This window comes from Rhizobacter sp. P3_B12 (assembly GCF_056402895.1).
This window is the reverse complement of sequence record NZ_JBFUGN010000082.1, coordinates 1-12,698: the sequence shown is the minus strand read 5'-3', so window position 1 is coordinate 12,698 and position 12,698 is coordinate 1. Positions and strand designations below refer to the sequence as shown.

Genomic DNA, 12,698 nt, shown 5'->3' with positions numbered 1-12,698 from the left:
CTCCAGGCGCGGGTCGTCGCCCGGCACGATCAGCGTGGCCTTCAGCGTGGCCGCTGTGGCGGTCGATGCGGTGGCAGCGCAGAACATGAGCCACACCGTCAGCGTCACCAGGCCGCGTGTCATTCGACGATCGCCACGCCGTACGGGACGCGGCCCACCGGGATGCTCTTGATCGCCTTGGCACCCGCCACGTCGACCACCGTCACGTCGTCGCTCAGCCCGTTGACGACGAACAGCCGCGCCTCGGCCTTGTCGAGCGCCACGTTCCAGGCGCGCTTGCCCACCAGCACCAGGTTCGTGGTCTTGCGGCTCGCGACGTCGATGAAGGCGACATGGTTGGCCTTGCCCAGCGCGACGAAGGCGCGCTTGCCGTCGCGCGACATCAGGATGCCGACCGGCGTGATGTCGGTCGCGCGGGCGCCCTTCACTTCCAGCTTGACGGTGTCGGTGACGGTGTGCGTGGCCGTCGCGATGATGCTGATGCTCGCGCCCAGCTCGTTGGTCACCCACAGCTCCTTGCCGTCCGGCGTCAAGGCCATGCGGCGCGGCCGCTTGCCGACCTTCACGTTGCTGGTGATCTTGGCGCTGGCCACGTCGATCACGTGGATCAGGCTCGCGACCTCGGAGGTCACGTACAGCGTCCTGCCGTCGGCGCTGACCTTCACGCCCTCGGGCTCCTGGCCGACCTTGATCGACTGCAGCTTCCTGCCGCTGGCCGCGTCGATGAAGCTGGCTTCGCCGGCGTCCTCGTTCGACACGTAGACGGTCTTGCCGTCGGGCGAGAGGTCGAAGGCCTCCGGCTCGTCGCCCAGCGGCACGCGGCGCAGCGATCTGCCGGTGGCCGGGTCGATCACGTCGGCCGCGTTGGCATCGGTGCAGGCCACCATGATCTTGCGGTCGGGCGTGAGCTGGATGTGCCGGCCGCGCTTGCAGGTGGGCACGGTGCCCTTCACCGTCAGCGTCGCGAGGTCGATCATCGTCAGCGCATCGTCCTTCTCGCTCGACACGTAGGCGGTGCCCTGCGCCGATGCGGCGGTGCAGCAAGCGATCAGCGCCAGCGCTGCGCCCAGTCCTCGGCTCGCGGTCTTGAAGTTCATCCGGGTCTGTCTCCTTGTCGTCGTCATCAGCCGGTGCGTGCGATGAAGCCCGCCTCCAGCGTGGGTTCGCCGAGGGCCTGCGTGACCTCGGCCGGCGAGCCATCGGCCAGCAGCGTGCCGCGGTGCAGCACCAGCACGCGGTCGGCGGCCACCGCCTCCTCGACCCAGTGGGTGGCCCACAGCACGCAGACGCCGCGCTCCTGCACGTCGCTGCGCAGGGCAGCCAGCAGGTCGTGGCGTGATTTCGGGTCGAGCCCGACAGTGGCCTCGTCCATCAGCATCACCGCCGGGTGGTGCAGGCCGGCGCGCACCAGCTCGACCTTGCGGCGGTTGCCGCCCGACAGCTCGCGCACCTTGCGGTCGAGCTCGCCGGCCAGGCCCAGGCGCGCGCAGCCGGCGGCGATGCGCTCGCGCGCCAGCCGGCGCGGCAGGCCGTGCAGGTCGGCCTGGAACAGCAGGTTGCGGCGCACGCTGAGGTCGAGGTCGAGCGAGATCTGCTGGAACACGACGCCGATCTGGCGCAGCGCCGAGGCGGCCGCGCGGCGCAGCGAATGGCCGGCCACCTCGACCTCGCCTTCGTCGGCCGCGAACAGGCCGGTCAGCAACTGGAACAAGGTCGACTTGCCGGCGCCGTTCGGGCCCAGCAACGCGACGAACTGTCCTGCCCCGATGTTCAGCGACAGCGACTGCAGCGCGGCGCGTTCGCCATAGCGCTTCGTCAGGCCGGTGGTCCGCAGCATCGTCGAGGAGGTCATGAAGCAGGGGTACAGCAATACGCGGGCCTGCGCCATGCTGCAGTGCAACGCCACCGCCCCCCGGGCGTTGACCCATCCGCGTCACGCCGCGGCGCGGCCCTGAAACACTCTGTGCCGAACGTGGATGCCACGAATTCGGCGCAAGGTGTCAGCGCCATTTCAATTCCGGAACACCGGCGTCACGGGCCTGGAGCGAAAGCCGGGTTTTCCCTCCTCGGGCAATCCCTGGAGGGCGCATGGGCGCAAAACTTGCGGTTGGAGCCCTTTGCCGAGTTCCGTGGGTCGCTGGGTTGGTGGGATCTTGGATGGTCATCGCGACCGGACTCTGCTCACTTCATAAAACAGGAGACTTCGATGCGAAATTCCGGTCAGTCAAGGTGGCGCATCTGGCGTCATTTGGGCATGGTGTTGCTTGCTCTGCCGCCGTTGGCAATGGCCAATGCAGACGTGGAGAAGAACATCGCGAACTCCAAGAACTGGGCGATGCAGGCTGGTGACATGTACAACCAGCGCTACAGCAAGCTCAACCAGATCAACACCGGCAACGTCGGCAAGATGCAGGTCGCGTGGAGCTTCTCCACCGGCGTGCTGCGCGGCCACGAGGGCTCGCCGCTCGTGATCGACGGCACCATGTACCTGCACTCRCCGTTCCCGAACAAGGTCTTCGCGATCGACCTCGACAGCCAGAAGATCCTCTGGAAGTACGAGCCGAAGCAGGATCCGGCGGTGATCCCGCAGATGTGCTGCGACACCGTGAACCGCGGGCTGGCCTATGCCGAAGGCAAGATCATCCTGCAGCAGGCCGACAGCATGCTGCTCGCGCTCGACGCCAAGACCGGCAAGGTCATCTGGAGCGTGAAGAACGGCGATCCGAAGCTGGGCGCAGTGAACACCAATGCGCCGCACATCTTCAAGGACAAGGTCATCACCGGCATCAGCGGTGGCGAGTGGGGCGTGCGCGGCTTCATCGCGGCCTACAACCTGAAGGACGGCAAGCTGGCCTGGAAGGGCTACAGCGTCGGCCCCGACGCCGAGATGCTGATCGACCCCGACAAGACCATGACCTGGACCAACGGCGCGATGGCGCCGGTGGGCAAGGATTCATCGGTCAAGACCTGGAAGGGCGACCAGTGGAAGACCGGCGGCGGCACCACCTGGGGCTGGTACAGCTACGACAAGGCGCTGAACCTGATGTACTACGGCACCGGCAACCCGTCGACCTGGAATCCGGCACAACGCCCGGGCGACAACAAGTGGTCGATGACCATCTTCGCGCGTGACGTCGACACCGGCATGGCCAAGTGGGTCTACCAGATGACGCCGTACGACGAGTGGGACTTCGACGGCATCAACGAGATGATCCTGGCCGACATCGACGTGAAGGGCAAGGCGACCAAGGCCTTGGTGCACTTCGACCGCAACGGCTTCGCGTACACGATGGACCGCGTCACCGGCGCGCTGCTGGTGGCCGAGAAGTACGACCCGCAGGTCAACTGGGCCACGCACGTCGACATGAAGACCGGACGCCCGCAAGTGGTGGCGAAGTACTCGACCGCGCAAGGCGGGCCTGACGTCAACACCAAGGGCATCTGCCCGGCGGCGCTGGGCAGCAAGGACCAGCAGCCTGCCTCCTACGACCCCGAGACCAAGCTCTTCTACGTGCCGACCAACCACGTCTGCATGGATTACGAGCCGTTCAAGGTGGAGTACACCGCCGGCCAGCCGTATGTCGGCGCCACGCTGTCGATGTTCCCGGCCCCGGGCAGCCACGGCGGCATGGGCAACTACATCACCTGGAATGCCGGCACCGGCAAGATCGTGCAGAGCCATGCCGAGAAGTTCTCGGTCTGGAGCGGCGCGCTCAACACCGCCGGCGGGCTCAGCTGCTACGGCACGCTGGAGGGCTACCTGAAGTGCGTGGACAAGAAGGACATCAACAAGGAGCTCTTCAAGTTCAAGACGCCGTCCGGGATCATCGGCAACGTATTCAGCTATGAGCACAAGGGCAAGCAGTACATCGGCGTGTTCTCGGGCATCGGCGGCTGGGCCGGCATCGGCATGGCCGCGGGCCTCGAGAAGGACCAGGATGGCCTGGGCGCCGTCGGTGGCTACAAGGAACTGGCCCAGTACACCGAACTGGGCGGTTCGTTGACGGTGTTTGCCCTGCCGAACTGATCGGCCGGAATCGAACCCAAGAAAGAAGCAAGAAGAAGAATCGAGACAACCTGGGCACAGGGACGGCACCCCGGGGGATGCCRTCCCACCCCTTGATGGTGGATGAATCGATGAAATTGAAGCAGTCTGTCTTCGCCGTGCTGGCATGCCTCACCGTGAGCGTGCTGGCCGACGACAAACCCTATACCGTGGTCGACGGCTACAAGGTCGACGCCAAGACCATGGAAGGCTTCCGGACCTGGCGCGCTGCCGCGTGCGACCGCTGCCACGGTGCCAACCAGGAGGGCCTGGTCGGGCCTTCGCTGATCAACAGCCTGAAGACGCTGAGCCAGGACGAGTTCGTCAAGACCGTCACCGAAGGCCGTTTGCCCAAGGGCATGCCGAGCTTCGGCGAGAGCCAGCAGGTGAAGGAGCACATCAACGACCTGTATGCCTACCTGAAGGGACGGTCCGACGGCGCCATCACGCGCGCCAAGGTCGAACCCGCCAAATGAACGACATCCGCACGTCCGTGGTGGCCCGGGTGCTGGCCGTGGCCTGTGGGGCCGTGGCCGCGTGCCCGCCCGCCGCCGCGCAGGACGCCGACAAGCCGCCGCCGCGCCAGGCGCTGCGCGTGTGCCAGGACCCGAACAACCTGCCGTTCTCCAACGTCGCGGGCGCGGGCATCGAGAACCGCATCGCCGAGGTGTTCGGCAAGGCGCTCGGGCTGCCGGTCGAGTACTACTCGTTCCCGCAGCGCATGGCCTTCATCCGCAACACCCTGCGCTACAAGCTGCCGGGGCAGGACTACCCGTGCGACATCGTGATGGGCGTGCCGGTCGGCTACGACCAGGTGTCGGTGACCAAGCCCTACTACCGCTCCACCTATGCGCTGGTCTTTCCGCAGGGCCAGGGCCTGGACCAGGTGAAGTCGGGCGACGACTTCCTGAAGCTCGACCCGGCCCGCCTGGGCAAGCTGCGCATCGGCATCTACGACCGCTCGCCGGCCTCGGACTGGCTGAACGTGCACCGCCTGGTCGAGCGCGGCGTGCCCTACCCGATCATGAACGCCGACCCGCAGCAGTACCCGGGCGAGATCATCGAGAAGGACCTCGCGGCCGGCAAGATCGACGCGGCCATCGTGTGGGGGCCGATCGCCGGCTACTTCGCACAGCGCGTCAAGTCGCCGCGGCTCACCGTGGTGCCGCTGAAGTCGGAGCCCGGCGTGCGCTTCGACTACGAGATGGCGATGGGCGTGCGCTACGGCGAGCGCGAGTGGAAGCAGAAGATCGAGGGCCTGATCGAGTCGCAGCAGGCGGCGATCCAGGCCATCCTGAAGGACTACGGCGTGCCGGTCGTCGATGAATCCTTCTCCTACAAGAAATGACCCACCCCCGAAGCGCCTTCGGCGGGCCCCCTCGGGCTGGCGCCCTCTCCCCCTCAAGGGGGCGCCGCCAGCGGCCCGGCAAAGCCGGTTCCGCGGCGGCCGCTTGATCATGCGGTTCCATGCGTGGCGGGTCGCGCTGGCGGTAATGCTGCTGCCGGCGACAAGCTACCCGGCCCAGGATTTCTCCGCAGCCGAGCAGGCCATCTTCCTGGCCGACCAGCTGACCAACCTGCAGCCGCCGTCGACGCTGCGCTACAGCTTCCGCAAGGCCGGCAGCCTGGAGGGCGGCTTCGACGACAGCGTGGTGCTGTCGTTCAGCAGGCAGGCCGACGGCAGCTGCTGCGCGTCGAAGGGCGAGTTCCTGAGCGGCCCGCGCCGGCTGGCCCTGCCCGACGTCGAGAACGCAAAGGCCAACCCGGTGATCCTGTACTTCCTGGAGCACGACATCCGCGAGATGCACCGGCTGACGCAGGGCCCGGAGAACTACTTCCGCAAGCGCATCCGCATGACGGTGTACCAGGGCGCGACGGTGGCACCGGCCTCGTTCCGCTACCGGGGCAAGACCGTCGCCGGCCGTGAGATCTCGTTCAAGCCCTACCTGGACGACCCGAACCGCTACCGCTACGAGAAGCTGGCCGACAAGGAATACCGCTTCCTGCTGTCGGATGCGGTGCCCGGCGGCGTGCTGGGCATCCGCACGCGGATCGCGGCGGCCGGGGCCGCGGCCGATGCACCACCGCTGCTGTCCGAAGAACTGCTGATCGAAGGCGCCACACCATGATGAACCCACTGCACCGACTGCTGTGCCTGTCCGCCCTGCCCTGGCTGCTGGCCCCGCTGGCCGCCGCGGCGAACGACTTCCCCACGTCGGAGCGCGTGATCTACGTGCAGGAGTGCATGCGCACGCACCCCGGCCCGCATTTCGAGATGATCAACAAGTGCTCGTGCGCCRTCGACGCGATGGCCAGCGAGGTGCCGTACGACGACTACGTCGGCATGATCACGGTGGTCAACGCGATGTCGATCGGCGGCGAGCGCGGCGGCGCGCTGCGCGACAACGAATCCGTCAAGCCGCAGATCAAGCGCTACCGGGATCTGGAAACCAAGGTCCACAAGGCGTGCTTCATCAACGACGCCAAGTAGCCGCGACGGCACCCCCCCCCAAGGAAGATGTCATGCCCATGAAACTGCTTGGCGGCTGGCTCGCGCCACTGGCCGCGACCGCGATGCTCGGCGTCGTGCCCCTGACCGGCGAGGGCCACGGCCCGACGCGCCAGAAGGTGGTCGAGAAGATCACCATCGATGCACCCGCCGCCGCGGTATGGGGCCGCATCAAGAACTTCGATGCGCTGAAGGACTGGCTCCCGGCCGTCGCCGAGAGCCCGGCCTCGCAGGGCAACGCGGTGGGCTCGGTGCGCTCGCTGAAGCTGAAGGGCGGCGGCGAGCTGACCGAGACGCTGGAGGGCTACGACGACGCGGCGATGAAGTACAGCTACCGCGCGAAGGACGGCGGCGCGCTGCCGGTGACGAACTACACCTCGACGATCACCGTCACCGCGAGCGGCAAGCAGTCGATCGTCGAATGGCGCGGCGCCTTCTACCGCGGCTACCCGCAGAACGACCCGCCGCCGGACCGCAACGACGAGGCCGCCGTGAAGGCCATCACCGGGGTCTACCAGAGCGGGCTGGCGAACCTCAAGGCGTTGGCAGAGGCCCGCTGAGACGCCGCGAATTGACGGGGTCGCGGAACACGAGAGGGTGTTCCGTCACGGCCTTCACGCCGACCGTGGCGGCGCGTTCAACCGCTGCCTGCACCAGGTGGTGCTGCGGGCTCTTGCTGCACACCGGGTCGGCGGCCGCTGCGTCGTGCGCCAGCATGTACGCCTGGCAGCGGCAGCCGCCGAGATCGACCTCGCGCTGGTCGCAGCTGGCGCACGGCTCCTTCATCCAGCCGGTGCCGCGGTAGCGGTTGAAGCCCTCGGAGTCGAACCAGATGTCGCGCACGCTGTGCTCGCGCACGTTCGGGAACGCCAGGCCGGGCAGCATCTTCGCGGTGTGGCAGGGCAACGCGGTGCCATCGGGCGCGACGGTCAGGAACATGCTGCCCCAGCCATTGACGCACTTCTTCGCCTTGCCCTCGTGGTAGTCGGGTGCGACGAAGAAGAGGCGCATGCGGTCGCCCAGGCGCGCCCGCCATTCGTCGGTCACGCGCTCGGCGTGGCGCAGCTGTTCGTGCGTCGGCAGCAGCTGGTCGCGGTTCAGGAAGGCCCACGAGTAGTACTGCGTGTTGGCCAGCTCCAGGTACTCGGCGCCCAGCTCGGCGGCCATGCCGATGATGCGGTCGATGTGGTCGATGTTCAGCCGGTGGATCACCACGTTCATCACCATCGGCCAGCCATTGGCCTTGATGATCTGCGCCACCTTGTTCTTCAGGCCGAAGGTCTTGGTGTGCGACAGGAAATCGTTCATCTCGCGCGTCGAATCCTGGAACGACAGCTGCACGTGGTCGAGCCCTGCGGCCTTCAACGCCGCGGCGCGCGCCTCGGTGAGGCCGACGCCCGAGGTCAGCAGGTTGGTGTAGTAGCCCAGGCGGTGCGCCTCGGCGACGATCACCTCCAGGTCGTCGCGCAGCAGCGGCTCGCCCCCCGACAGGCCGCACTGCACCGCGCCGAGTTCGCGGCCCTCGCGCAGCACGCGCAGCCAGTCGTCGGTGCCGATCTCGTCTTCCTGGCGCGCGAAGTCGACCGGGTTGTAGCAGAACACGCAGTGCAGCGGGCAACGGTAGGTCAGCTCGGCGAGCAGCCAGAGAGGCGGTCCAGGTCGGGATGACGACACAGCGCTCATCGCTCAGTCCCAGGCCAGCCAGCGCTGCTTGGCGGCCATCTCGACGAAGGCCAGCACATCGGGTTCCAGGCCCTTGGCCGAGAAAGCCGTCTCCAGGTCTTCGACGATCGCGGCGACGCTGCGCTGGCCGTCGCAGCGCTTCATGATCTCGCCGGCACTGCCGTTGAGCTTGACCATGCCCTCGGGGTAGAGGAGCACGTGGCAGTCCTGCACCGGCTCCCACTGCAATCGGAAGCCGTTGCCGACGCGCGGTTGGGTCGAAGTGGTCAATGCACTCACGCCGTGACCCCGTAGCGAGTGGCCATCGCGTCGTTCATCGCCCAAAGAATGTCGAGCTTCAACTGCAGCACCTCCAGCGCCCGCTCCTGCAGCGGTCGCGTCGTGAAGTGGTCCAGCGTGATGGCCAGCCCCTGCTCCACGTCGCGCCGCGCCTGGCTCAGGCGGTTGCGGAAGTAGCTCAACCCCTCGGGCTCGATCCAGCCGTAGTGCTCCGGCCAGGTCGCCAGCCGCTGCTTGTGGATCTCGGGCGCGAACAGCTCGGTCAGCGACGAGCACACCGACTCCTGCCACGGTGCGCGCCGCGCGAAGTTCACGTAGGCATCGACCGCGAAGCGCATCGCCGGCACCACGTGGCGCAGGTCCTGCACCTCCTCGCGCGCCAGGCCGACGGCCTGCGCGAGCCGCAGCCAGGCCTCGATGCCGCCGGCGTCCTTCACGCCGCCGAGCTCGAAGCCGTCGTGGTCGAGGATGCGCTGCACCCACCCACGGCGCACCGCGGCATCGGGGCAGTTCGACAGCACGGCCGCGTCCTTGATCGGGATCGCGATCTGGTAGTAGAAGCGGTTCGCCACCCAGCCGCGCACCTGCTCGGGCGTGGCGCGGCCGGTGTTCAGCATCACGTTGAACGGATGGTGGATGTGGTACGACTTGCCGCGCTCGCGCAGCTGCGCCTCGAACTCGGTTCGGCTCCACGCAGGCATCGTCATCTCATACCTCGATGGTCATGCCGTCCTCGCAGACCTCGATGCCGGCGCGCTGCAATTCGGCGCGCTGGGGCGAGTCCTCGTCGAGGATCGGATTGGTGTTGTTGATGTGGATCAGCAGGCGCCGCGTGCGCGCCGGCAGGCGGCCCAGCCACTCGACCATGCCACCCGCGCCCGACTGCGGCAGGTGGCCGATGTCGCGCGCCGATTTCTTGCTCAGGCCGAGCGTCTTCATCTCGTCGTCGGTCCAGAAGGTGCCGTCGACCATCACCGCGTCGGCGCTCGCCATCGCGTCGAACACCGGCGGCGTGATCTCGCCCAGGCCGGGCGCGTAGAACACCGACGTGCGGCGGGTCGTGTCGACCAGCGTCATGCCGATGTTGTCGCCGGGCACCGGCGCATCGCGGTGCGGCGAGTACGGCGCGGCCTTGCTGCTCAGCGGCAGCGCTTTGAAGGCGAGGCCGGCCACGCCGGGCACGCTGAACGGCGCGCCGTCGAGCCCGATGCGCTGCCGCTGCACGCCGCAGAAGTGCGACAGCACGCGCAGCACCGGGTTGCCGTGGCTCAGGTCGTCGTCGACCGGATCGGTGCACCACAGCGGCAGCGGCGAAGTCCGCTCGCGCAGCATGAAGAGCCCGGTCGCGTGGTCGATCTGCCCGTCCATCAGCACGACGCCGGCGATCGCGGTGTCGCGCAGCGCGCGCGCCGGCTGCAGCGCCGGGTGGCTGCGGATCTGCTCGAGGATGTCGGGCGAGGCGTTGAAGAGCACGCCGTCCACCGCATCGTCGGGCCGCACGAAGATCGACGACTGCGTGCGCGGCTTCGCGCGCACGCGGCCCGAGCGCACGCCGGCGCAGTTGGCGCAGTTGCAGTTCCACTGCGGAAAGCCGCCGCCTGCGGCCGAACCGAGGACAGTGATGCGCATGCTGGGGGGGGATGTTGGGGCCGGCACCCCGGGGCGAACCCGGCGTGCCGGCGAGGATGACGAAACGCCGCGATCAGCGGGCCGCGACGTACATCGTGATTTCGAAGCCGAAGCGGAAATCGGTGGCGGTAGGTGTTTGCCAGGTCATGTAGAGATCTCCTTGTCGATGGACTCACAGCGCCGGTCGGCGGCTGCGGGGGCCCCGGGGTCCCGTCCTGCATGGTGGCCTGCGATGCGCGATCGCTCCAGTCGGGTGATCATGAATGCGAACTGGCGATTTTCATGAATCGTTGCCGCAGGGACTTGCGGGCATGCCTCTTGCCAAGAAGCCCTCTTGCGCAGGCCACATGCCGAGGCCGTCCCACGGCTGACGCAGACTGTCCCGCGGCCGGCGCGCCACCCGAGTTGCGTCGAACCACATGGAGACGCACCGCATGGACCGAAACGACGCGCTGCTGAGCGACTGGCGCGAACGCGCGCTGGCCCTCGAGGCCGAGGTGGGCAAGGCGGTGATCGGTCAGGCCCGGGTGATCCGGCTCGTCAACATGGCGGTGTTCGCGCGCGGCCACGTGCTGCTGCAGGGCGACGTGGGCGTCGGCAAGACAACCCTGCTGCGCGCCTTCGCGCAGGTGCTGGGCGGCGACTTCGCGCGCACCGAGGGCACCATCGACCTGATGCCCAACGACCTCGTCTACTACACCTACATCAGCGCCGAGGGCCGGCCGGCGGTCGAGCCCGGCCCGCTGATCCGGCACGGCGAAGACCTGGCGATCTTCTTCTTCAACGAGATCAACCGCGCGCGGCCGCAAGTGCATTCGCTGCTGCTGCGCGTGATGGCCGAGCGCAGCGTGTCGGCCTTCAACCGCGAGTTCCGCTTCCCGCACCTGGTGGTGTTCGCCGACCGCAACCGCGTCGAGCGCGAGGAGACCTTCGAGATCTCGTCGGCCGCGCGCGACCGCTTCATGATGGAGGTGACCATCGATGCGCCGGCCAGCGATGACTACCGCCGCGAGCTGATGTTCAACCCGCGCTACCACGACACCGACCGGCTGCTCGAAGAGCTGCCGGCGGCGATGCTGAACCACCAGGCGCTGAACGAGGTGGCCGAGGCGATCCAGCGCAGCGTGCAGGCCTCGCAGGCGCTGCAGGACTACGCGCTCGGGCTGTGGCGCGCCACCGCGGTGCCGGCGGAGTACGGCGTGAAGGTCTCCGGGCTGGACAGCGCGCAGCTGATGCTGGCCGGCGCCAGCCCGCGCGGCATGAGCTACCTGCTGCGCGCGGCGCGCGTGGCGGCCTGGCTGGACGGCCGCCATTTCGTGACGCCGGAGGACGTGCAGGCGGTGTTCGTCGAGACCATCGCGCACCGGCTGTGCTACCAGCCGGTGTACGAGATGCGGCGGCAGGAGATCTCGGGGCCGCTGATGAGCGGCATCCTCGCGAGCGTGGCGGCACCCTAGGGTCGGTCGACGTCATGGCGCAGCCCACCCCCGAGATCCACTACCGCATCGGCAGCGCGGCGCTGGGCCATTTTCCGGGCCACCACCGCAGCCGCCGCGGCGACAGCGGCTTCGAGTTCCGCGGTCATGCGTCGCTGCTCGACGCGCCCGACCCGCGCCGGCTCGACCTGCATGCGAGCCTGCGCGACCCGTTCGGCCAGTGGTCGGTGCGCGTCTACAGCCAGCGCAAGTCGATCCCGGTCGCGGTGGTCGCCGACCTGTCGGCCTCGATGGGCTTCGAAGGCGCGCAGCGCCGGCTCGGCGTGCTGGCCGATTTCGTCGACAGCCTGGCGTGGTCGGCCTGGCGCACCGGCGACAGCTTCGGCTTCGTCGCCTGCGACGACCACGTGCGCAGCGACCTGCTGCTGCCGCCCAGCCGCTCGCGGGCCGCCGCCGGCGAGCTGACGCGCACGCTGCGCAGCCTGCAGCCCAGCGGCCGCTCGGCGCACGGCCTGCACCAGGCCCACCGCTACCTGCCGCAGCGCCGTTCGCTGGTCTTCCTGCTGTCGGATTTCCATTGGCCGGTCGACGAGGTCCGCGCCGTGCTGGCCAGCCTGGCGCACCACGACCTGGTGCCGGTGCTGCTGTGGGATCCGCAGGAGTTCAGCCTCGCCGCCCCGCGCGGCCTGGCCCAGGTGCTCGACCCCGAGAGCGGCCGCCAGCGCCTGGTGTGGTGGCGGCCCGCGCTGCGCGAGCAATGGCGGCAGCACCAGGCGCAGCGGCGCGAGGCGCTGCTGCAGGCGTTCCGCGCGCAGCGGCTGAACCCGCTGTTCATCGAGGGCGCCTTCGATGCCGACGCGGTGACGCGGCACTTTCATGCCTGAGTCCTTGCGCCGTGGCCTGCTCGCGCTGGCCTTGATCGCGTGCAGCGGCGCCGCGCCGGCCGCCGGCACGCTGCGCGCCAGCACCGTCGAGCCGCGCGCCTTCGGCTACCACGTGGGCGATCTCGTCGAGCGCGAGCTCGTCGTCCACATCCCTGAGGGCTTCGTGCTCGACGAGGCCACGCTGCCGCGGCCGGGCGCGCGCGGCAAGGCGATCGAACTGCAGGCGGTGTCGC

The 12,698-nt window shown here is 68.5% G+C and carries 15 protein-coding genes and 1 pseudogene; 9 read left to right on the top strand and 7 right to left on the bottom strand.

The window, feature by feature from the left end; all coding sequences use genetic code 11:
• Nucleotides 1-119: 119 nt before the first annotated feature.
• On the bottom strand, nt 120-1,097 hold the full coding sequence (locus tag AC1D01_RS07325; protein WP_477865397.1) for a PQQ-dependent catabolism-associated beta-propeller protein: 978 nt from the start codon (nt 1,095-1,097) through the stop codon (nt 120-122).
• A 26-nt stretch (nt 1,098-1,123) separates the two neighbouring features.
• Nucleotides 1,124-1,837, bottom strand: coding sequence for an ABC transporter ATP-binding protein (locus AC1D01_RS07320; RefSeq protein ID WP_477865399.1), 714 nt, complete (start codon nt 1,835-1,837; stop codon nt 1,124-1,126).
• 447 nt (nt 1,838-2,284) lie between these two features.
• On the opposite strand from AC1D01_RS07320, the gene xoxF reads away from it, so the two are divergent.
• The 6 genes from xoxF to AC1D01_RS07290 all read left to right on the top strand — a co-directional run bounded on the left by xoxF (nt 2,285) and on the right by AC1D01_RS07290 (nt 7,114).
• A complete protein-coding gene (gene xoxF, locus AC1D01_RS07315) occupies nt 2,285-4,027 on the top strand; it encodes a PQQ-dependent ethylene glycol dehydrogenase XoxF (RefSeq protein ID WP_477865396.1) in 1,743 nt (580 codons plus the stop codon).
• Between the two features lie 110 nt (nt 4,028-4,137).
• Nucleotides 4,138-4,521 carry a c-type cytochrome gene (locus AC1D01_RS07310; RefSeq protein WP_477865395.1) on the top strand — a complete coding sequence of 128 codons (384 nt, stop codon included), beginning with the start codon at nt 4,138-4,140 and terminating at the stop codon, nt 4,519-4,521.
• Nucleotides 4,518-5,393, top strand: a complete 876-nt coding sequence (locus AC1D01_RS07305; RefSeq protein WP_477865394.1) for a substrate-binding domain-containing protein — start codon at nt 4,518-4,520, stop codon at nt 5,391-5,393. The genes AC1D01_RS07310 and AC1D01_RS07305 overlap by 4 nt, the downstream gene beginning before the upstream one ends.
• 109 nt (nt 5,394-5,502) lie before the next feature.
• Nucleotides 5,503-6,174: a hypothetical protein gene (locus tag AC1D01_RS07300; protein ID WP_477865393.1), complete on the top strand. Its 672-nt coding sequence runs from the start codon at nt 5,503-5,505 to the stop codon at nt 6,172-6,174.
• Nucleotides 6,171-6,536 carry a hypothetical protein gene (locus AC1D01_RS07295; RefSeq protein WP_477865392.1) on the top strand — a complete coding sequence of 122 codons (366 nt, stop codon included), beginning with the start codon at nt 6,171-6,173 and terminating at the stop codon, nt 6,534-6,536. The genes AC1D01_RS07300 and AC1D01_RS07295 overlap by 4 nt, the downstream gene beginning before the upstream one ends.
• Nucleotides 6,537-6,568: 32 nt before the next feature.
• Nucleotides 6,569-7,114, top strand: coding sequence for an SRPBCC family protein (locus AC1D01_RS07290; protein WP_477865391.1), 546 nt, complete (start codon nt 6,569-6,571; stop codon nt 7,112-7,114).
• On the opposite strand, the gene pqqE is transcribed toward AC1D01_RS07290, so the two are convergent.
• The 5 genes from pqqE to pqqA all read right to left on the bottom strand — a co-directional run bounded on the left by pqqE (nt 7,089) and on the right by pqqA (nt 10,293).
• Nucleotides 7,089-8,237 (bottom strand): pyrroloquinoline quinone biosynthesis protein PqqE, encoded by a 1,149-nt coding sequence (pqqE, locus tag AC1D01_RS07285; protein WP_477865390.1) that lies wholly within the window; start codon nt 8,235-8,237, stop codon nt 7,089-7,091. The two genes, AC1D01_RS07290 and pqqE, sit on opposite strands and share 26 nt — an antisense overlap.
• 3 nt (nt 8,238-8,240) lie before the next feature.
• Nucleotides 8,241-8,507, bottom strand: a complete 267-nt coding sequence (gene pqqD / locus AC1D01_RS07280) for a pyrroloquinoline quinone biosynthesis peptide chaperone PqqD (RefSeq protein ID WP_477865398.1) — start codon at nt 8,505-8,507, stop codon at nt 8,241-8,243.
• A 5-nt stretch (nt 8,508-8,512) separates the two neighbouring features.
• On the bottom strand, nt 8,513-9,223 hold the full coding sequence (gene pqqC / locus AC1D01_RS07275; protein ID WP_477865389.1) for a pyrroloquinoline-quinone synthase PqqC: 711 nt from the start codon (nt 9,221-9,223) through the stop codon (nt 8,513-8,515).
• Nucleotide 9,224: 1 nt separating this feature from the next.
• On the bottom strand, nt 9,225-10,145 hold the full coding sequence (gene pqqB, locus AC1D01_RS07270) for a pyrroloquinoline quinone biosynthesis protein PqqB (protein WP_477865388.1): 921 nt from the start codon (nt 10,143-10,145) through the stop codon (nt 9,225-9,227).
• Between the two features lie 73 nt (nt 10,146-10,218).
• The gene (gene pqqA / locus AC1D01_RS07265; RefSeq protein WP_082004224.1) at nt 10,219-10,293 is read right to left on the bottom strand and encodes a pyrroloquinoline quinone precursor peptide PqqA; all 75 of its coding nucleotides are present in this window, start codon (nt 10,291-10,293) and stop codon (nt 10,219-10,221) included.
• Nucleotides 10,294-10,579: 286 nt separating this feature from the next.
• Here pqqA and AC1D01_RS07260 point away from each other — a divergent pair, with 286 nt between their 5' ends.
• The 3 genes and pseudogenes from AC1D01_RS07260 to AC1D01_RS07250 form a co-directional block, all read left to right on the top strand.
• On the top strand, nt 10,580-11,602 hold the full coding sequence (locus AC1D01_RS07260; protein WP_477865387.1) for an AAA family ATPase: 1,023 nt from the start codon (nt 10,580-10,582) through the stop codon (nt 11,600-11,602).
• 14 nt (nt 11,603-11,616) lie between these two features.
• Entirely contained in the window at nt 11,617-12,465 is an 849-nt protein-coding gene (locus AC1D01_RS07255) for a DUF58 domain-containing protein (RefSeq protein WP_477865386.1), read from the top strand.
• A pseudogene (locus AC1D01_RS07250) lies at nt 12,458-12,698 on the top strand (hypothetical protein); the annotation flags it as partial. The gene AC1D01_RS07255 and the pseudogene AC1D01_RS07250, both read left to right, overlap by 8 nt.

Bases quoted from the DNA above. Each gene is read 5' to 3' on its own strand.
- pqqB (WP_477865388.1), bottom strand. From the start codon at position 10,145: ATGCGCATCACTGTCCTCGGTTCGGCCGCAGGCGGCGGCTTTCCGCAG.
- AC1D01_RS07305 (WP_477865394.1), top strand. From the start codon at position 4,518: ATGAACGACATCCGCACGTCCGTGGTGGCCCGGGTGCTGGCCGTGGCC.
- AC1D01_RS07255 (WP_477865386.1), top strand. From the start codon at position 11,617: ATGGCGCAGCCCACCCCCGAGATCCACTACCGCATCGGCAGCGCGGCG.
- AC1D01_RS07260 (WP_477865387.1), top strand. From the start codon at position 10,580: ATGGACCGAAACGACGCGCTGCTGAGCGACTGGCGCGAACGCGCGCTG.
- AC1D01_RS07320 (WP_477865399.1), bottom strand. From the start codon at position 1,837: ATGCTGCGGACCACCGGCCTGACGAAGCGCTATGGCGAACGCGCCGCG.
- AC1D01_RS07300 (WP_477865393.1), top strand. From the start codon at position 5,503: ATGCGGTTCCATGCGTGGCGGGTCGCGCTGGCGGTAATGCTGCTGCCG.
- pqqE (WP_477865390.1), bottom strand. From the start codon at position 8,237: ATGAGCGCTGTGTCGTCATCCCGACCTGGACCGCCTCTCTGGCTGCTC.
- pqqC (WP_477865389.1), bottom strand. From the start codon at position 9,223: ATGACGATGCCTGCGTGGAGCCGAACCGAGTTCGAGGCGCAGCTGCGC.
- AC1D01_RS07310 (WP_477865395.1), top strand. From the start codon at position 4,138: ATGAAATTGAAGCAGTCTGTCTTCGCCGTGCTGGCATGCCTCACCGTG.
- AC1D01_RS07290 (WP_477865391.1), top strand. From the start codon at position 6,569: ATGCCCATGAAACTGCTTGGCGGCTGGCTCGCGCCACTGGCCGCGACC.
- AC1D01_RS07325 (WP_477865397.1), bottom strand. From the start codon at position 1,097: ATGAACTTCAAGACCGCGAGCCGAGGACTGGGCGCAGCGCTGGCGCTG.